Genomic DNA, 19656 nt, shown 5'->3' with positions numbered 1-19656 from the left:
TTCAACCAGTCAAGGAATAAGGAAAGTCGCCATGAACATTGCACACGAACTCAAAAACATCTTACCTGATAATCGTATCAAGTCCAGGTATATAGATCTTATCTCATATGCCTCAGATGCAGGCTTCTACCACCTGGTGCCGCAGGCGGTGGTACAACCGATCGGTGAAAAAGAGATCGTGGCTTTGTTTCGTTTTTCGCAGCAGCACCGGATTCCGCTGGTATTCCGTACCGGTGGTACCAGTCTTTCCGGCCAGTCCATCACTGATGGCATCCTGGTAGACCTCAGCCAGTACTGGAATAAAATACAGATAGAGGAAAACGGGCAGGCCGTGCGTGTGCAGCCGGGCATCACCGGGGCTATGGTGAACACCTATCTGAAGAAACACGCCCGCAAAATCGGGCCTGATCCTTCCAGTATCAACTCCGCCATGATGGGCGGTATCCTGTCCAACAACTCCAGCGGCATGTGTTGTGGCGTAGCGCTCAATTCCTACCATACCACGCGCTACATCAAATTTATCCTGCCTGATGGCAATACCTTCAGTACAGAGCATAAAAATGATTATGCCCGTTTTGAGATGGAGTGTGCGCCGCTGTTTGTAAGCCTGGCTGATTTCCGCGACCGGATCGCCGCCGATCAGGCTTTACACGACCGTATCCGTCAAAAGTACCAGACCAAAAATACGGTAGGCTATGCGCTGAACGCCTTCATCGACTATCACCATCCGCTGGACATCATGGCCCACCTGCTGATAGGCGCCGAAGGCACCCTGGCGTTCATCGCCGAAGCCGTGATGGACACTGTGCCGGACTATGCCTACAAATCCACCGCGCTGCTGTATTTCCCGACCATCTACGCCGCCTGCCAGGCTATTGTGCCGCTGACCAATGCCGGCGCCCTGATGGTGGAGCTGATGGACAGGGCTTCCCTGCGCGCCGTAGAAGATATGGACGGCATGCCCGCCATCGTGAAAACGCTGCCCGAAACAGCTGCCGCGCTGCTGATAGAATTCCAGGAAGAAACGCAGGCCGCCCTCGACGCCCGTGTCAACGGTTTCATGGCTTCCGCCACCAGTCTTGATATGTCCGAACCGCCGGTATTCACTACTAACCCGGCCGAGCAGGCTTTCTTCTGGAAAGTGCGTAAGGGGCTGTTCCCCGCCGTAGGCGCCGTTCGCGCCAGCGGTACTACCGTTATCCTGGAAGATATCGCATTCCCGGTGGCCAAACTCGGCGACGCCATCCTCGATCTGCAGAAGCTTTTCGTTCAATATAATTATCTCAACGCCATCATCTTCGGGCACGCAAAAGATGGCAACATCCACTTCGTTGTTACACAGTCGTTCAACACGCCCGACGAAGTGACCCGCTACGAGCTTTTTATGCAGGACGTGGTAGCGCTCGTAGTCAACAAATATGATGGCACCCTCAAAGCAGAACACGGCACCGGCCGTAATATGGCGCCGTTCGTGGAAACAGAATGGGGCGGCGACGCCTATGAGATCATGAAAAAGGTCAAAGAGGCCGCCGATCCGCATAACCTGCTCAATCCCGGTGTGATCATCAATCCCGATGCCCGCGCGCATCTCAAGCACCTGAAGGAGCTGCCTACCGTAGAAGAAGAGGTGGACCGCTGTATCGAATGCGGCTACTGCGAACATAAATGTCCCAGTCGTGATATCACCACCACGCCCCGCAGAAGGATCGTTATCCGCAGGGCGCTCAAACAATTGCAGAAAAACGGCGACAAGGCCAATTATAAAGTCCTGCTGGACCAGTACCAGTACGATGTGCTGGAAACCTGCGCGGTGGACGGCCTCTGTGCCACCGCCTGCCCGGTAGACATCAATACCGGCGACCTGGTGAAACGTCTGCGCCGGGAAAACCATTCGGCTACGGCCAACAAGTTCGCGCTGCAGGTGGCCAAACACTTCAAAACTGTGGAATGGGCCGCCAGAACAGCTATTCAGGTCGGCACCGGCATCAACCAGGTATTTGGCGCCAAGGCGATGACCAACCTTACCAAAGGTATCCGGAGCATTATTCCTTCCGTGCCGCTATGGTCCACGCAGCTGTCACCTGCGCCTAAGCTGAACATCCTTCAGCCGCGGCAGTCCGCCGATGCCTCCATCGTATATTTCCCGGCCTGTATCTCCCGTATGCTCGGCACCTACGAAGGGAAATCCAAAAACCTCATGGAGACCTTCCTGAGCGTATGTGACAAAGCCGGTATCTCCGTAGTCGTTCCCGATAACCTTAGCGGTACCTGTTGCAGCCAGATCTTTTCTTCCAAAGGATATAAAGATGCGTACCAGCATACCGCCAATCATATCATCGACAAGCTGTGGAACGATACCCGTCAGGGCACGCTGCCGGTAGTCATCGATGTCAGCTCCTGCGCTTACACGCTGCATCATGTGCGCCCTACACTCACTGATGCCAACAAAAAGAAATTCGATCAGCTGCAGATCCTTGATGCCGTAGACTTCCTGCATGATTTCATACTGCCGAAAGTCACGGCCGTCAACAAGAAAAAAAGCATCGCGCTGCACCCGGTGTGCTCACTGGAGAAAATGAAGACCGGGCATAAGTTTGTCCGTGTAGCACAGTTTTTTGCAGAAGAAGTGATTGTGCCCAAAAACGCAGGGTGCTGTGGCATGGCCGGAGATCGCGGGTTCTTGTTCCCCGAGCTAACGGCGTCGGCTACACGTCCTGAGTCAATGGAAGTGAAATGTAACGAGCATGATGGGTATTATTCGTCTACAAAGACATGTGAAATTGCGATGTCTGCGGCGGTGAAGAAGAATTATGAATCGGTGTTGTACCTGGTGGATGAAGGATTGTAGAAATTCAAATCCAATCATCGTCTTCAAATAAAAATCGCCAACCGCCAAACATAAAATTTATGCTGACGATTGACGACTTTCCACATTCTATTTCACTGCAGCAACTATTGAAACATATTTGAAGTGAATAGATTTTCCTGTTAGATCGACTCAAAAAAGCAACAGGCGGTGTACATGTATAAAAAAGGGAAAATAAGCTTCTTAAAAAACATCTCACAGGATATGCAGGCTTCCCATGCCTGAGCTGTTATATACGCCTGCGCCAGCATCTGCCAATAGTTTCAGCGCCTGTCCCGCGCCTTTGACTTTAAGCCGGAAGTTAGTGTAGCCGCGGATCTTCGTTTCCTGTGGTGTATCAGCCTTAATGGTCACCAACCGTGATTTGGGTGGTTTCTCCATCATCACCACTTCTACGCTGACCGGATCAAACAGCTTGTCTGCCTGGTCTTCGCCGTACATAGTGATAAATTTCTCACGCCAGTTATGCACCAGCTGTGTCACGAAATCAGGATGCTGTGGCGACAGGAAATCATAATATCCCCGGTCGTTTTTAGTGCCGCAAACCAGCGGTGAGAAGGGTTGCAGCAGGATTTCCCGGACTTCCCTGTCCGGAATGTTTTCCAGCGGCGTCGGCGTGGGATGCACTTCTGTCACGACAAACGCCGCCTGACTGCGACGGTCGCCGATTTCAATGGTTTCTTCGAGAAACAGCCCCCGGATAAAACTTTGGGCGGCCTGCGGCAGATGAAAAGAGATCATGAACATCGCCTCATCAGTGAGAAAACGGAAACGGTCTCCTTCAATGCGAAAGGCAGTACGGATCTCTGAAAAAGAAAACAGTTTAAATACTTTGAGGGAGCCGGGACGGGAATATCCTCTGTCATGGAGGAAAGCTGCATATGCTTCATCCGCCTGGTGTAATATCTTAAAAATCACTGCCGATAAGGCGTAAGGGTAATTAATTGGAATGACGGCTGCTGGTTGAGTGGCTTTTAGCTTAATTCGGAAACGCATGTTTACAAATGAATAAATGATGACTGTAGCAAACAACAACACGAACAATACGATCAGTTTTCTGAACTACTAACTGCCTTAGACCCCAATAAGTACTATCAACCCAACAAAAAAAATACAGCCGGGGGTGAACGACCTCCTTCAACCCCGGCTTTTCACCCCCCTGACGGGCAGATCCCAACCTCGTATTATCCTCCCGCTTCCATTAAACTGCGGAATTGCTGCGGCTAATTAACGCCACAGTCTTAATTTTAGGTGCGTCCTGTTTTGCCCTGCCAACTATCCCGGCCTTATTCGAGCCAACGAACGAGCAGATTGATCCGTGAAGACTGTTTACCACCGGTACAGGTTATCAAAGCACCCAAAACACGCGTCCACCTCCGCTTTTTAAACACTTAAATATTCAGTTTTATGGAAACGACAACACTTCCGGGGCTGTATTGCCCCTTCCCGGGAAAACTCAATCCTTTGGTTGAAAAAGCCGACCGTCATACGGCGGCGTGGGTCAGGAAATTCGGGCTGGACAGCGGCAACGGCCAATGGCAGCTGTACCAGGAACAGAAATTCTCCTGGATGGTGGCCCGCATGTTCCCCAATGCCGACCTGTTCAGGCTGTCTGTTGCGGCCGATTTCAACACCCTGCTGTTCCTCTGGGACGACGAGATAGACCGTATCACCCTCAACAACCCTGGCGGCTTTGAAGCCCTCGCCGGCAAAATGATCGGCGTACTGAAAGGCAAATACCAGGCGGTGCCCCAGCAAGACCCGCCCCTGCTGGTGGCCATGCAGGACATCTGGCTGCGCATGGTACAGATAGGACCGGCCGACTGGCAACAACGGTTCACCAGCAGTCTCCACGCCGCCTTTATGTCCAACAGCTGGCGCATGCAACATGTGACCTCCACAGATGATATCACATTAGAAGATTATATGCTGCATCGCCCGGGCATCGGCGGCGCCAACTTCTTCCTCGACCTCGCCGAAATCATGGAAGACGTGTTCCTGCCAGCGTCCTGGTATGCTGACTCCCTGATCAAGGACCTGGGCCTGCTTACCAGCCGGACCATCTGCTGGGCCAACGATCTGTTTTCCTATACCAAAGAACTGGAACAGGGAGATGAACTGAACCTGGTGATGATGATCAAAAACAAAAAGCAGGTGTCTCTGGAGCAGGCAGTCCACGAAGCGGCCGCTATCCATGATGACGAAATCAGGCAATTCCTGCATACCGCAGATGTGGTGCTGTCGCTCAGCTCCGGGCATGATTATCCGTTGCTGGACCGCTATATCCTTATGCTGGAACATATGATGGAAGGGAATATCTCCTGGAGCACGCGCGATACCAGCCGTTATGGCATCGCCCGGACCAACTACGAATTACGGGTTACCAACTACTAGTGGTCCTATGCCAACTACTGCTTATGTGAATTTGTAAGACGGGGCTCAAATTTGACCATTAACTCATTGAGGGTTTTCAGATCGATAGGCTTGGTCATAAAATCATCGGCGCCGGCTGTGAGCATCTCTGCGATGGATGCTTCGGCCGCGTCGCCGGAAACGATGATCACGATGGCATCACGCGTTGCGGGGTTTTCCCGCAGCGCCGCCAGCGTGGCTTTGCCGTCCATTCCCGGCATATGGGAATCCAGAAAGATAATGTCAGGATGTGTGCCGATAGCCATTTTCAGCCCTTCTTCACCACTATAAGCTGCTGTGGTCTGGCATTCCATCCGTTCCAAAAAACGGCTGAGGATCATATTGCTCATCTGGTTATCATCCACCACCAATGCCTTTACACCGGGAAATGCACGGAGCGTGATGTTCCTGTTCACCGGAACAGTCGGCGCCGGCGTTTCTTCCACCACCACCATCGGGAGGCTGACGGTAAATACAGACCCTTCACCGGCTTTACTGGTCACGGTAATGGTACCGCCCATCAGTTCCACGAAACGCTGTACAATCGGCAATCCCAGCCCCGTACCGCCGAAAGCATGCTGCTCAGACACATACGGTGAAAAAATAGTCGACAGGCGTTCCGGCGGAATCCCTTCGCCGCTGTCTTTCACCATTAACTGCCATTGTGTTCCGTTTGGCCCGATCTGTACGGTGACCGTACTGTTTGCATGGGTGAACTTGATGGCGTTAAACAACAGGTTGTTGAGTATCTGGGTTAGTTTGATTTTATCTCCTTCTACCCGCGCAGGCATTTGTGGGTCTATCTCCAACGCAATACTGACATCCCTCACATTGGCGATGTACTGGTAGATGGCTGTTGCTTCGCCGGCCCAGTCCCGCACATTGAACACGCCTGTTTCCAGCTGCGGCGCCACGCCTTCCTGCTGCCGGAAGTGCTCCAGGTTGTTGTTGAGGATCTGCAACACATTATGCGAGGCCGAATACAAATGCTCGATGGAGGCTTTCAGCTCAGCCGGATACAGATCGCTTTTCTGTACCTGCATCAACAGGTCCTGCGATATGCCGTACACGGCGTTAAAAGGATTCCTCATTTCATGGGAAGTTTCCATCGCCTGACGCCTCGTGGCCTTGTCAGCCATTTCCAGCTCGGTGGCTTTCCGCTCCAGCTGTGCGTTTTTACGCCGCAACGTACGTACATATAAGGCAAAAGTGATCACGTCCAGCACTAAAATGGCCGGGATGGTCACCCAACGGATGAGGAACTGCTCTTCCACCGTCAGCGGCAGCGGTTCTATGAAATAGTAGTAGTAATTCAGTTCGCACAATACCAGGCATATCACGGAGATGGCTATACTGAATTTTATCAGTAGCCGTTTACCGTGAAACACCATCAATGCAGCGCCCAGCAGGAAAAAGAACAGCAGGTACACTTCTGTTACCATGCCCAGCAATGCGCTGAAATAAACGATGGAAAGGTTATGCACACAAGCCGTCAGGATGGCTGCTGTATTATGCCACCGGAAATGGTTGAGCATAAGCACCACCACAAACAAAAGGGCTTCTGCGTAAGCGGGTATCAGGATCTCCAGGTTACTGGTAAGATAGTAAATAACAGTGCCGAAGATCAGACAAAGAGCAATTGATGCAAGACTGAGGGTGTTGATGATACTGACTCGTTTCTTCTCCTCTCCTTCCAGCTGGGCAGTCCCGGTATGTATAATTTCCCGTGCAAGCAGCACGGGGTGGAACAATCTAAAATAGGTCATTGGGATATCGGTTTGCTGAGCACATTCTCCACGGTGAACATCACATGCTTGATTTATTCTGTTACGAAATTAATCACAAATCGCCGTATAAAGATAAAATGTATTTTTGCAATATATTTTTATCTTTCGATGAATAAATTACTGATTTTTTTGCTCTTTTTAGCATTCGCGCCACAGATTGCCAAATGCCAGACTTACAAGGCCCCGACAAGTACCAACGCAACATTTCTGGGCACCGTTAAAGGTATCAGTTACACCTATCAGAACGGCGTTATCACCGTTAAGAATAACGGCCGGTACAATATCGGTATCCTGCGTATCGCTGCAGAATCTACGGCTGACAAAGAACTGTACGGCGTAGCCCTCTTTGAAGACGGGCTGGATAAGGGCCAAACACTGAAAACCACGGTATATTTCACCCGTGGCCTGGATAATGATAAGGAAATTCCTTTGAAGGAGATCGATGCCCAAAAGCTGGTGTTCTGGATTGACAAAGCCACCAGGGCGCAATAGGCATATTAACGGCTGCTCGTTTTACCCCATTCATCGCGATAAACCAGGATGCTTTTCCATTGAATCCCGGAAGACCGCACACTGCGGAGCCACTCCGTGGCATCAGCAGCCCTGACGACCTTAACGCCGGAAATCTCCGCTCCTTTTACGTCATCGAGGAAGAGCGCATACCGGCCGTCCTGCTTCTCATAGCTGAACGAGCTTTCCCTGACCATCAATCCTTCCACATGGCGCGCCCACAGCCCGTATGAAGGCTGGATTTTCAGGTTTGAAACATTGTATTGTCCCACTCCCAACTCCGGTGGCCGGTTGGCCGTATCCGCCAGCGGACGTCCGCCTTTGTCGGTAATGTGTACATCGTTAAAAACAACATTCCGGATGTAACCGGTATGACGGCCATCCGGCAGGGTGAAGTCCAGTCCGCCTTCCACATCACCGGATGCCGGCAGGCCATAACCGGCTATGATGGAGGTAGACCGGCTTTGTGAGCCATCGAACGGCTTCCAGCGGATGCCATTGCCGAAAGAACTGCCGCTGTACACTTCCGAGATATCTATACTGTTGATAAGGATGTTTTCCACCTGTCCGATGCTCACGTTCTGCACCAGCAATTCCGTACGTTTCCGGTCTTCTTCCCGGAAGGTGTATTTACCCACGGTAGCGCCGATGACCCGTCCGCGGTTGGAGATGGAGATAAAAAACGGCGCCGTAGTGCGCTGCATACGGGAACGCCGGTTCACCGGACCGGTATGCCCGCAGTTGAGGTGGATGTCTTTCACATGGCCTCCGTCATTCGTGGAGATGGAGAACCCTGCTTTATTAGCGCCCAATACGTATATATTGTCCACGCAGATGTCCATGATATCGTCCGCTGTTTCAGAGCCAATCTGGAAAAGATTGCAGTTCGTATCGCCGATCACGTTACGTACCCTGTAATGCCGCGCCGGACGGGTAAATCCGAGAGAGCAGTCAGATCCTGGCTTGACGATATCATCCGAACTGACGCGGGAAAAAATATTCCTGACCGTTACCTGGTTACAGCCCATAAAATCGTAGATGTCCCGTACGTTGGTCTGGTTCATTTTCCCGAAATAGGTATCATGTACAAAGAGCGTGTCTGTGCCGGTGGCCAGCAGCACGAAATGGCCGGCGCGGTCTATCTGTAGCATGTTGCTGTCATCAGCTGTGTCCAGACCTTCATAATAAGGCATGTCTTTGGTAGAATCGTACCACAGGTCATTATCCCGGTGGATGCCGCCTATCTCCACATTGGTACATAGTTTCAGCGAGAACATTTTATCCGCGCGTTTGTCTGGCGGGTTGTTCATCACTTTGTCGCTGGTGACGAGGTTGCCGTTTCCCGTGATAAGGCCGTTGCCGATGATTTTGATGTTGTCCAGCCGTTCGCCGAAGAACATGGCATTGTGAAAGTAGTGATGCCCGACGTCCTGTTTGGTGAGGTAGTTTTCCGGGTCTTCGTAGGGACCGGCGTCTGTCGGTGAAAGGCCGGAGCGGTAGGCTTTATCGCTGAACCAGGTGCTCTCCGGTGCATCTGCGCCCTTCAGGGCCCGGATTGTTGCCTGCCTGCCGATGTAGAGGTACACGTTGCTTTGCAGGTGTACCGTACGCACGTTGTAGGTGCCTTCGCTGAAAAGCAGTGTGCCGCCACCGATGTTATGGACGAAGTTGATAGCCTCATTGATGCGGTCCGTATGATCGGTAGTATCGCTGCTCTGCACGCCGAAGTGTTTTATATCCAGCAGGCCGGTATAATAACCGGCGATATTGGAACCGCCGCCTTTGAATACCAAACGGAAATGATACAGCCGATCCTTCCGTAAGCCCGTAACCGTAGCAGTGCCATGTTCGGCGTCTATTGTGGCTTTCGCGGCCGACCAGCGGCGGCCGGTGTCTGTAGACAGTTCCATCGATACTTTGGCAGCACCGTGCGGCGTCCAGCGGAACTGCGTTTGTGTATAGTCGTTAGAATGTTCATGATAAGGTTTGTCTTTTATCAGCACTCTTTTAAAATCGGAGATGTTGTTCGTTACCCAGAGGGAGGTTGTTTCTCCTGCCAGTCCCGAGCTGGTCAACACGGCGGGCTGCGACGTGGTACAGGCAGCGCTGATGAAATACCGGCCGGTATTTGCCGGTGTTACATCATGTATTGTCAGGACGATGTCCGGCCCGTTCGCCGGGCGCAGGTCCAGGTGGCGGAGCGTGAGGGTATTTCCATTACCTGATATGACGGCTTCGCCTGTACGTGTATAGGAATAGCGGGTACCGGTGCGGCCGATAGATTGATGGGGAAGGTCCTTTAGCAGTACGGCGCCACGGCCTATTATGTTGACCGTGGTATTTTCCTCCGTGATGTTAATGCCTGCCGGGAATTTTATCACTACCGTGGCATCCGGGCTTCGCTGGCCGGCGGTATAATGCAGCGTGATGGTGTTTTTTACCTGCGCCGTTATTGTTGGTCGTTGTAGCTCCAACCGGCCGGTGAGGGCTTGTTGTTGCGGCAGCAGGTAGTAAATTGTGCTGCCTCTGGCGTTGGTAAGTGTGAGGCGGTCACCGGCCGTGATAATGCCGGTGTCTTTGGGTTTGCCATCCGCTCCTGTGATCTGGCGGCTGTATACGGCTACGTTGGTTTGCAGTTCTGCTAACAAATGCGCTGCCGTGGTGGCGGTGCTGACCAGGCCTTCGTTTGCTTTCGTATCTACGGTATAGGCGTAGGTGCTGCCGGTAACGACTTTTATCGTGTCTGCGGAAATAGCAGCGATGTGCGGGGATATTGGGCGGGGAATGGCGCGGGGGAGCGGCAGCGGGATGGTCGCGTTGCCATTGGGCTTTCCCGGGCCATTGGCCGCCATGGTGGCCGTTATACTGAGTATACTGACGCCTATCAGGAAGAGTAATTTTTTCATAACAGAAGGGAATTAGGGTTAAGTTACGCAATCGATTGAAATTTTTATAATTTGACTTTAAAAGAAGGGGGATTGATGGCTTCTGTTCTCCGGCAATTGTTGTTTTAATTGGACGATACGGAAGTCGAAACGATACCGGCGTTTCGTGTAGATCAATATCAGAAATAGTATTAGTTGTACCTTCAGGAATTAACACCAATCCTCCGTCATGAAAATATCACACCTCGACCACCTCGTCCTTACCGTCGCCGACATAGAGGCCACCTGCCGCTTCTACCAGGAAATTCTGGGCATGGAAATCCAAACCTTCGCCAATAACCGCAAAGCCCTCAAATTCGGCCAACAAAAAATCAATCTGCATCAAAAAGGAAATGAATTTGAGCCGAAGGCTACACATCCAACACCCGGCTCGGCGGACCTCTGCTTTATAACGGGAACACCTATACGCGAAGTAAAAGAGGAGCTGATCAATAAAAATATTCCCCTCCTGGAATCAGAAGTAAAGAGAACAGGCGCCAACGGCCCTATTATCTCTGTTTACTTCCGGGACCCGGACGGGAATCTCATCGAAGTGAGCAATTATCTGTAATAGCTAAATATCCAGCTGCCGCTGGAACTCCTCCAGGAACAGCCCTACATGGTATCCGTCCATCAGTGCATGGTGTACATGTACAGACACCGGCATCATCATCTTCCCTTCTTTTTCGGTCATCTTACCGAAAGATATTTTAGGGCAACTGTCTTTAAAAGAAAAACTGCGGGCATGTGATAGTGAGGTGAACTCAATCCATGGCATGGAAGAACAGTGCACCACGTTTTCTCCCGATACCGCAGGCACCAGCCCGGTGCTGTTCCGCACCCTTTCTGCTTCTTCTCCTGCGGTGACTGCGAACGTCTTAAAATCAGGATGGTACGGAAAATAGGCAAAGCCGAAAGTACCGTCCGGCCGGTTGATGGTAGGCGAAGGACCGATATGGTCATATACCCACACCTCTTTATCGATGATACGGTAGCGGAACGGTTCTATAACGTTCATGGCTACCATGGCTTTATGCAGGTAGTACAGGAAAAAGGAATACCCGTTTGCCTTTGATGTAAAATACGCACGGGTACAGTCCACGTTTACGCATACCCCAAAGAAAGGCTCCTCGAACTGACTAAAAAACTGAAAATGGTCTTTTCTGGCCCAGGTGTTGATGTCCAGTTGTTGTTTCATGACAATAGTTTCGGCAGTATGGCCGTAATGTTTTCAAATGAATAAAATCTTTCGTCTTTCACTTCCCCTTCCACTACTTCATGTGCCCATACGGTATGATAAGGAATGTGAATGGCATGCCCGCCGATGGCCAGCACCGGTAAAATATCTGATTTGATAGAGTTGCCGATCATCAGAAAACCTTCCGGCGGACAGTCCAGGTGACGCAACAGTTTGCGGTAGTCTTTTTCCTGTTTGTCGCTCATGATTTCGATATGATGGAAATAGTGGGCGAGACCGGATTTATTGAGTTTCCGTTCCTGGTCCAGCAGGTCGCCTTTGGTGGCCACTACGAGGCGGTATTTGCCTTTAAGGGCTTCGAGGACGTCCTTCACACCGTCCAGCAGTTCTATGTCTTTATTCAGCTGCTCTTTGCCATATTCGAGCACTTTAGCAATCAATACCGGATTGGCGGCGTTCTCCGTTACGCGCAGGATGGTTTCTATCATTGCCAGCATGAATGCTTTTACGCCGTAACCGTACAGCGACAGGTTCTGCATCTCTGTTTTAAACAGCTCCTGCTCTACGGTATGATGCGGCAGATAGTCTTCCAGCAGGCCGCAGAATTTGTTCTCTACTTCCCGGAAATATGGTTCATTGACCCATAAGGTGTCATCAGCGTCGAAGGCGATGGTTTGTATGCCTTTCATAAATTCTTAAAATTTCTGTAAAATTAATAGCTTCAACTGCGAAAAAACGGGACATTTGTCCCAGCTCATCATGATACATACCAATCGCGCAATATTAACATTCATTGAAAACCAGCTGACGGAAGCCGAGAAAAAGGACCGGGTATTTCTACAGTCATGGCCCGCCGGCAGTCACCTGCTGAAGCAGGGGCAGGGCAACAAGTACGTCTTTGTACAACAGACAGGGCTTTCCAAAGTTCACATCACAGAAGACAACGGGAAAGATTTTATTGTCCAGTTTTTGGGAGAAGGGGAACTGCTGGGAGAAATTGAAGTGATTCAAAAGACACCGAACCTGACCACCGTGACAGCCCTCACGGAAGTAACCGCCTGGTGTATCACTACCGATTATTTTGCCTACCTGATCACGCATAACGCGGAACTGAACAGGCTGCTGCTGTTATCACTCGCGCACCGGCTGAATCAGACCTCCGCCCGCGCGTCCTATCAACAGGTTTACCCGGCGGAATATGCCATGCTGAAATTGTTGTCTGTCCTGGCCACCCAACAGACCAGCTTCGCTAAAAAAGACCTGGCCGATTACCTGGGCGTATCGGTGAGAAGTTTTAACCGCTCCCTCAAACAACTGCGGGAAAGAAGTATTGTTCACCCGGATAGCTTTGACCTGTATATTGAAAGAGATGTGTTTGAACGACTGATGCGGGAATACGGGGAGTAAAAAACCCCGGCGGGAGGCCGGGGTCGGATATAGGTAGCTTAATATTTATCCAGCAACTGTTTCATCGACGATACAATCTCCGGGTACTTGCCCGCCACATTATGTTTTTCACTGTTGTCCAGTGTCAGGTTATACAACTCCACTTCAGGCGTTTTGCCTTTTTCCGCAGTAGCGATGCGCAGTTTCCAGTCACCGAGGCGAACGGCTTCCAGTTTACCGAGCGCGCTCAGATAAAAGAGCGGTCTTTGCGGCAGCTGTGGCTGCCGGCCGGTAATATGTCCCCAGCAATTGATCCCGTCCAGGTTAGCGGGCAACGGCTGCGTATAGCCGGTAGCGGTAGCCAGCGTGGGCAAAATGTCATTGATAATAAAAGGTTGGTCCCCTTCGATGCCCGCAGGGATACGGCCAGGCGCCCAGGCAATGAACGGCTCACGGTGACCGCCTTCGTAGGTATTGGCCTTGCCACCGCGGAAAGGGCCGGTGGAGCCATGGTCCCATGGTTTTACGATATCACGCTGCAACATGCGGTCGGGCATGGCGTTCCATGGACCGTTGTCACTGGTGAACATCACGATAGTGTTCTTGTCCAGCTTCAGCTGGCGCAGCAAGGCAATGATTTTTCCGATACAGGCGTCCTGCTGTTCAATCACATCGCCGTATAGCCCTGCCCGTGACTTGCCCGCCCATTCCTGCGGAACGGCCAGCGGCGCATGCGGCATCGGGAAAGGCAGGTACAGGAAAAACGGCTGGCTGCTCCTGCCGGCGCGGTTGATGTAAGCCAGCGCGCTGTCGGTGTACCAGCCCATCAGTTTACTGTAATCCGGTTTTTCGATGACACGGGTATTATCGTGGAAGACGGCCAGCGTGGTGTCTGTGTTCACAAAAGGCGACTGGTAATCGTGGCTGTACAGCATGCCGAAAAAATGGTCGAAGCCGTGTGACAGCGGACGGCTATTGGCCTTATCGCCCAGGTGCCATTTGCCGATCATCATGGTCTGGTAATGATTGGCCTTAAACATTTTGGCGAGGGTAAAAATACTGTCTGCCAGCGCGTGACTGTCACCCGGCGCCACGGCATAAGGCATGTTCACTTTATCGGGATAACGGCCGGTCAGCAAAGAAGCGCGGCTGGGCGTACAAGACGGTGCAGACACCATAAAGCCGGTGCTGCGGAAACCCTCTCTAGCCAAGCGGTCTAGCTGCGGTGTACGGATCTGCGGACTGCCATAGCAGCTGGCATCGCCATAACCCATATCATCGGCCAGGATAAAGATCACATTAGGCTTGCGCTGCTGGGCGGAGAGCTGTAAGGACAACAGCGCCGGCAGCAGCCATAAAAACGTTTTCTTCATTGTTGTACTGTTTTCGTACTGCGAATTACACATTTTACCACGGAATTTCCGGAGAAATTATCCACGCAGGAAGCTGGCCAGATAAGGGGCAGTGCGGCTACCCTTCGCTTTGGCCACCGTGGCCGGCGTACCGGCAGCGACAATATGACCGCCTTCTTCACCTGCGCCGGGACCGATATCGATCACCCAGTCACTGGCAGCCACCACCCGCATGTCATGCTCCACAACGATGACGGTATTGCCGGCATCCACGAGCCCTTCCAGCTGGGCAACGAGTTTTTCCGTATCGGACGGATGCAGGCCGGTGGTGGGCTCGTCGAGTACATACAAGGTGTCTCCTCGTCCCATACGTTGTAGCTCCGTCGCCAGTTTAATGCGCTGCGCTTCGCCGCCCGACAGCTGCGTGGCCGGCTGACCGAGACGCAGATACCCGAGCCCCACTTCCCGCAGCACACTGAGCGAACGGTGTATTTTCGGATCATCGGAAAAGAATTCGTAAGCCGCATCGACCGTCAGCTCCAGCACCTCAGCAATGTTTCTGTCTTTATAGACGATCTCTAGTGTCTTCGCATTGTACCGGGCGCCATGGCAGGTAGGACAAGGCGCATAAACACTGGGCAGGAACAGCAGTTCCACCATCACAAAACCTTCACCCTGACAGGTTTCACAACGTCCTTTCGCTACGTTGAAGGAAAACCTGCCGGCATCATATTTACGCGCACGGGCTGTCTTCGTGTCGGCAAACAGCTTCCGCACATGATCAAACAATCCGGTATAAGTGGCCAGGTTAGAACGGGGCGTACGGCCAATGGGTTTCTGGTCTACCTGCACCAGGCGTTTGATGTGTTCCATGCCCCCGGTGATGTGTCCTCCCAGCGTGATGGGCGCCGGTTGGTCCAGCCCATCCCCTTCTTCCGTTTCAGCAGCGAGGTCCATGCCCAGCTGCGTGGCCACCAGCTCCACCAGCACCTGGCTGACAAGGCTGGACTTACCGGAGCCGGAAATGCCCGTCACGGTGGTCATACAGCCTAAGGGAAATGCAGCGGCCAGCTCATGGAGGTTATTGCGCGTCACGCCCTCCAGTTGCAGCCAACCGGCTGGCTTACGAACGGAACGGGGTGCTGTCTTTTCTTCTGCGAAAAGGTATTCACGTGTACGGGAGGCTTTCACAGCTGCCAGTCCGGCAGTAGGGCCGCTATACAGAATATGTCCGCCATGCTCGCCGGCAGCGGGACCCACGTCCACTATCCAGTCTGCATGCCGGATCACGTCCAGATCATGCTCTACCACAAAGAGAGAATTGCCGGAGGCCTTCAGTCTTTCAAGCGCGCGCAACAGGGCGGCGGTATCCGCCGGATGCAGACCGGCAGAAGGCTCATCCAGCACATATACTACGCCAAAGAGATTAGAGCGCACCTGTGTGGCCAGTCTTAACCGTTGTAGCTCACCGGGCGATAACGTAGGCGTGCTGCGTTCCAGGAGAAGGTATCCAAGCCCCAGGTCCAGCAACACCTCCAGCCGCCCTACCAGGTCTGCCGCAATGCGTTGGGCCACAATGGCCCTTTCCGGATGATCGGTGTTGTTATTGACTTTCCCTTCCCCGTAAGGACGCATCAGTTCCGTCAGCCGTGACAGCGGCAGGCGGGCAATCTCCCCGATGTCCATTCCCGCGAAAGTCACCGACAGCGAAGCCGGCTGCAGCCGTTTACCATGACAGGTGGGGCATTCCGTACTCACCATGTACTGTGATACCCTTTTCTTCATGGAAGCGCTTTCTGTATTGGCAAACGTATGTAACACATAACGACGGGCGCCGGAGAAGGTGCCCATATAGGAAGGTTCTACTTTTTGTTTGATGGCCCGCTTCACCTCTTCATGCGTGAAACCGGGATATACAGGCACCACAGGTTGTTCTTCGGTAAACAGTATCCAGTCGCGGTCCTTTTTGGGCAGCTCTTTCCATGGTTTGTCCACATCATAGCCCAGGGTGATAAGGATATCGCGCAGGTTCTGCCCGTACCAGGCGGTAGGCCACGAAGCGATGGCACGTTCGCGGATGGTCAGCGTATCGTCCGGCACCATGGAGCGTTCCGTCACTTCATACACCCGGCCCAGGCCGTGGCATTGCGGGCAGGCGCCCGCCGGTGTGTTAGGTGAAAATGCTTCCGCTTCGAGGTGTGGCTGCCCTTTGGGATAATGTCCGGCCCTGGAATAAAGCATACGTAGCAGGTTGGACAAGGTGGTGACGCTGCCTACGGAAGACCGCGTAGTGGGCAGTCCCCGCTGTTGCTGCAACGCCACGGCCGGTGGCAGCCCGGTGATTTCATCCACCTCCGGCACCGACATCTGATGAAACAACCGGCGTGCGTACGGCGATACTGACTCCAGGTAACGACGCTGCGCCTCCGCGTAGAGGGTGCCAAACGCCAGTGATGACTTGCCCGAGCCGGACACGCCGGTAAACACCACCAGCGCGTCTCTGGGTATATCGAGGTCTACATTTTTGAGGTTATGCTCGCGCGCTCCACGTACACGCAAAAATCCTTGTTGTTCTGGTGATGCAGGGTTTCCTGTTGTTTTTCGCATGATTTGGGCGCACAAAGACTGTGCCCGCTGTGATCATTCAAACAAAAAATACACAGTAAATATTTTTTCATAAATCAAACTGGTAAAAAGTGTTGTTTATCCCATGAAAAACAACTCGTATACTACAGAATGAAGTAGCCAACCAGGGTCGCGACCGGAAAAGAAAAAAGATGAAATGCTGAGTTATTTTTTTGTTGATCTTCTCCCGCAGGATATCCTGCGGGCCGCATATATGATTTCACCGGGCAGGACAGGGAACTATGGGATAGCTCATAAAGTAGTACTGAATGATACCGCGGACCCGCATCGCCTGTCACGACAACATCCGCATTACCGCTCTCTGATAAAACTATTTCAAAAAGAAGAGGATGTCTCAACATAGCTGAGACATCCTTCTTTTTGATCGTATATTATTATCTTTTATCGTTTCAGTACAACCCGGCCTCTGTATACCTCATTTACACCGTTCCTTATCTCAATAAAATAAATACCGTTGGCCAGTTGCGTCGAAAGCGCAAGGCTGTTGCCTGTAAGTATACTCCGCTGCACTTCCACGCCGTGAATATTTCGCACAATGATCAGGCTGCCCGGAGATAGTTTGCTGGTATTCAATCTTACTTCACCGGCGCTGGGGTTAGGAAACAATTCCAGTGTATGCTTTAACGTTATATCCTTTTGCAGCCGTGCAGATACCTGACGTACACAGGGGGTTACTACTACCTTCACCGGTGTGCGTTCAGGATATTCGCATCCGTAGCCGGCCGCCGCATAGTACACCGTAGTATTTTGCGGACTTACTTTGTAGTCGCCACCGGTAAACAGTCTGCTGCCACCAGTAGGCACGTCGTACCAACGAATGCGCGCCAGTGTATAGATGGGCGCAAATGCATGCAGCACAACGCTGTCACCTCTGCAGATGATCACACTGTCTGAAGTTACTGAAGGCTTTTGTGCATACCCGTCCGTGTTCATGCGACGGTAGGCAGAATCCGACCGGCATCCCGTTATTGAATCCACAGCCTGCACCCATATGTCTACCGCCGCCGGCAATGGTGGCAGGAAAGGCGGCGTGGAAAACGTATCGGTACGGGGCACAAAGAAAGAGGTATCATGCAATATCTGCGGAGAATACCGGAACCTTACCCGCACGTTATAGCTATAACCCGGTTGATAATTCTGTATTTTTATTTTAGTGACGCCGCATGTCATTCCCTGTGGGACACTGAAAACAGGCTCCGGCAGTTTGCGCACATTCACCGTCACTTTCGTGCGTCTGGGGTATTCACAATAGTAACCCGGAACTACGTAGTAATTTGTTGTGTCCGGCGGCGCTACTGTAAAATACTGCCCTCTGTGCAACTCCGTGCCTCCGGTGGGCACACTGTACCAGCGTATATTGAGTACAGTATTACCCGCCTGCCCGTGACCATAAGCATGGAGGGTGATACTATCTCCTTTACAAATGGTAACATTATTGGTGTCCACATCGGCATAGGTGCCGTGCGCACCGAATATCATTGTCTGCATCACGGTATCGGAACGGCATCCGGTAATTTTGTTAACAGCCTGTATATAAAGATTGACAGTCACATTCAGGTAAGCGCCCAGGTCCCGGACAACAACCGTATCGCTGTTTGGCACCGTAAACGACGAATCAAGCAATAGTCCGTCAATGCCGGTATATACCGTACGAACATTATAATACACATCCGGCGTATAATTGGCGACACCTATGCCAATGCTGCTACAGATAATACTTGGCGTCACCGAAAATTCAGGATTGGCAGGTTTCGGGTTTACCTTTACCGTTGTGCTTTTACGGGCACTGGTACATCCGCTCAATGCAGCATCTGCATAATAGGTAGTAGTAACGGCAGGGCTCACTTTGTAGCTGGCGCCGGTATAAAGCAACGTGCCGCCTGTGGGCGCATTATACCAATGCACGGTGGTACCGGCTGGCACTGAAGCAGCTATGGCAGCGGTGTCGCCTTTGCACAGCTGAATAGTGTCAGCCATTACCGGTGGCGGTAATGCAGGTTTACGATAGGCGTAGTAGAGCTGCAAGGCATTGAGCAGTCCCACAAGACTGCTGGACAATGTCACCTTCACCCGGTCAAAGGAGGCTGCCGGCTTTAGCCTGATCTCTCCGCGGTTATTGCCCCAGGAGCGGAAATTGCTGGTGTCAACCACATGGGCATCATTGTTGGCCACGGCGCCGTTAAATGTCTGTACGGTGACACCTCCTACCAGGTTGACTGACAACAGGGAATTACCGCTGCCGACGCCTATCACTAGTGAATCACAGCCGGCAGTGCTGCCGGAAGGGAAGATCAGCGTCTGGTACACTGTAACGCCCAGCAACCCCACGCTGATATTGAAGGTCGAAAAATCATCGGGATTGCTGTTGACAGCATTCTCCGGAGTGGTAACCCCGCATAACAGGCACAAACCCGTGACGCCGTTGGTCTGGCTGTTGGCATATGTCTGCGCGCGGGCACTGTGCAACAATAAGCAGCTGAAAAAAAGAGCCAGGCACAATATTTTTCTGAAAGGGTAAAATTTGGATAACATAACAAGAACGATTAATGGTTAATGAGAGGTCCGGATACGTACT

Annotated in this window: 13 protein-coding genes; 5 read left to right on the top strand and 8 right to left on the bottom strand. The window is 52.0% G+C overall.

The annotated features are described in order from the left end of the window. Positions 1-31 precede the first annotated feature (31 nt). Positions 32-2848 (top strand): FAD-binding and (Fe-S)-binding domain-containing protein, encoded by a 2817-nt coding sequence (locus HGH92_RS18925; protein WP_168872322.1) that lies wholly within the window; start codon positions 32-34, stop codon positions 2846-2848. Between the two features lie 213 nt (positions 2849-3061). Here the strand turns inward: HGH92_RS18925 and cas6 are convergent, their stop codons facing one another. Next, positions 3062-3862, bottom strand: coding sequence for a CRISPR-associated endoribonuclease Cas6 (cas6, locus tag HGH92_RS18920; RefSeq protein WP_168872321.1), 801 nt, complete (start codon positions 3860-3862; stop codon positions 3062-3064). Between the two features lie 411 nt (positions 3863-4273). Here cas6 and HGH92_RS18915 point away from each other — a divergent pair, with 411 nt between their 5' ends. Next, positions 4274-5260 (top strand): terpene synthase family protein, encoded by a 987-nt coding sequence (locus HGH92_RS18915; RefSeq protein WP_168872320.1) that lies wholly within the window; start codon positions 4274-4276, stop codon positions 5258-5260. Positions 5261-5274: 14 nt separating this feature from the next. On the opposite strand, the gene HGH92_RS18910 is transcribed toward HGH92_RS18915, so the two are convergent. Then, the gene (locus HGH92_RS18910) at positions 5275-7044 is read right to left on the bottom strand and encodes a hybrid sensor histidine kinase/response regulator (protein ID WP_168872319.1); all 1770 of its coding nucleotides are present in this window, start codon (positions 7042-7044) and stop codon (positions 5275-5277) included. A 150-nt stretch (positions 7045-7194) separates the two neighbouring features. On the opposite strand from HGH92_RS18910, the gene HGH92_RS18905 reads away from it, so the two are divergent. Continuing rightward, the gene (locus HGH92_RS18905; RefSeq protein ID WP_168872318.1) at positions 7195-7557 is read left to right on the top strand and encodes a hypothetical protein; all 363 of its coding nucleotides are present in this window, start codon (positions 7195-7197) and stop codon (positions 7555-7557) included. A gap of 5 nt (positions 7558-7562) precedes the next feature. Here HGH92_RS18905 and HGH92_RS18900 read toward each other — a convergent pair whose 3' ends face one another. Further along, positions 7563-10481: an endopygalactorunase gene (locus HGH92_RS18900; protein WP_168872317.1), complete on the bottom strand. Its 2919-nt coding sequence runs from the start codon at positions 10479-10481 to the stop codon at positions 7563-7565. Between the two features lie 208 nt (positions 10482-10689). Here HGH92_RS18900 and HGH92_RS18895 point away from each other — a divergent pair, with 208 nt between their 5' ends. After that, entirely contained in the window at positions 10690-11070 is a 381-nt protein-coding gene (locus tag HGH92_RS18895) for a VOC family protein (protein WP_168872316.1), read from the top strand. 3 nt (positions 11071-11073) lie between these two features. Here HGH92_RS18895 and HGH92_RS18890 read toward each other — a convergent pair whose 3' ends face one another. Beyond that, complete coding sequence (locus tag HGH92_RS18890; RefSeq protein WP_168872315.1) at positions 11074-11697, bottom strand: chloramphenicol acetyltransferase; 624 nt, start codon at positions 11695-11697, stop codon at positions 11074-11076. Then, positions 11694-12386, bottom strand: a complete 693-nt coding sequence (locus HGH92_RS18885) for an HAD family hydrolase (RefSeq protein ID WP_168872314.1) — start codon at positions 12384-12386, stop codon at positions 11694-11696. Before HGH92_RS18885 ends, HGH92_RS18890 begins: the two co-directional genes overlap by 4 nt. A 55-nt stretch (positions 12387-12441) precedes the next feature. Between HGH92_RS18885 and HGH92_RS18880 the strand changes: the two genes are divergently transcribed. Further along, positions 12442-13104, top strand: a complete 663-nt coding sequence (locus HGH92_RS18880) for a Crp/Fnr family transcriptional regulator (RefSeq protein WP_168872313.1) — start codon at positions 12442-12444, stop codon at positions 13102-13104. Between the two features lie 38 nt (positions 13105-13142). On the opposite strand, the gene HGH92_RS18875 is transcribed toward HGH92_RS18880, so the two are convergent. From HGH92_RS18875 to HGH92_RS18865, 3 genes are all read right to left on the bottom strand, one after another. Beyond that, positions 13143-14456, bottom strand: a complete 1314-nt coding sequence (locus HGH92_RS18875; RefSeq protein WP_168872312.1) for a sulfatase-like hydrolase/transferase — start codon at positions 14454-14456, stop codon at positions 13143-13145. A gap of 57 nt (positions 14457-14513) precedes the next feature. Continuing rightward, positions 14514-17042: an excinuclease ABC subunit UvrA gene (gene uvrA / locus HGH92_RS18870; protein WP_168872311.1), complete on the bottom strand. Its 2529-nt coding sequence runs from the start codon at positions 17040-17042 to the stop codon at positions 14514-14516. Positions 17043-17462: 420 nt separating this feature from the next. Then, positions 17463-19613, bottom strand: a complete 2151-nt coding sequence (locus HGH92_RS18865; protein ID WP_168872310.1) for a T9SS type A sorting domain-containing protein — start codon at positions 19611-19613, stop codon at positions 17463-17465. Positions 19614-19656: the final 43 nt, after the last annotated feature.

This window comes from Chitinophaga varians (assembly GCF_012641275.1).
Lineage (GTDB): Bacteria > Bacteroidota > Bacteroidia > Chitinophagales > Chitinophagaceae > Chitinophaga > Chitinophaga varians_A.
Note: the sequence above shows the minus strand (reverse complement) of the source record. Positions and strands in the feature narration are given on the sequence as shown.

Coding starts and splice junctions, on each gene's coding strand:
- HGH92_RS18925 (WP_168872322.1), top strand. CDS start 32: ATGAACATTGCACACGAACTCAAAAACATCTTACCTGATAATCGTATC.
- cas6 (WP_168872321.1), bottom strand. CDS start 3,862: ATGCGTTTCCGAATTAAGCTAAAAGCCACTCAACCAGCAGCCGTCATT.
- HGH92_RS18915 (WP_168872320.1), top strand. CDS start 4,274: ATGGAAACGACAACACTTCCGGGGCTGTATTGCCCCTTCCCGGGAAAA.
- HGH92_RS18910 (WP_168872319.1), bottom strand. CDS start 7,044: ATGACCTATTTTAGATTGTTCCACCCCGTGCTGCTTGCACGGGAAATT.
- HGH92_RS18900 (WP_168872317.1), bottom strand. CDS start 10,481: ATGAAAAAATTACTCTTCCTGATAGGCGTCAGTATACTCAGTATAACG.
- HGH92_RS18895 (WP_168872316.1), top strand. CDS start 10,690: ATGAAAATATCACACCTCGACCACCTCGTCCTTACCGTCGCCGACATA.
- HGH92_RS18890 (WP_168872315.1), bottom strand. CDS start 11,697: ATGAAACAACAACTGGACATCAACACCTGGGCCAGAAAAGACCATTTT.
- HGH92_RS18885 (WP_168872314.1), bottom strand. CDS start 12,386: ATGAAAGGCATACAAACCATCGCCTTCGACGCTGATGACACCTTATGG.
- HGH92_RS18875 (WP_168872312.1), bottom strand. CDS start 14,456: ATGAAGAAAACGTTTTTATGGCTGCTGCCGGCGCTGTTGTCCTTACAG.
- uvrA (WP_168872311.1), bottom strand. CDS start 17,042: ATGCGAAAAACAACAGGAAACCCTGCATCACCAGAACAACAAGGATTT.
- HGH92_RS18865 (WP_168872310.1), bottom strand. CDS start 19,613: ATGTTATCCAAATTTTACCCTTTCAGAAAAATATTGTGCCTGGCTCTT.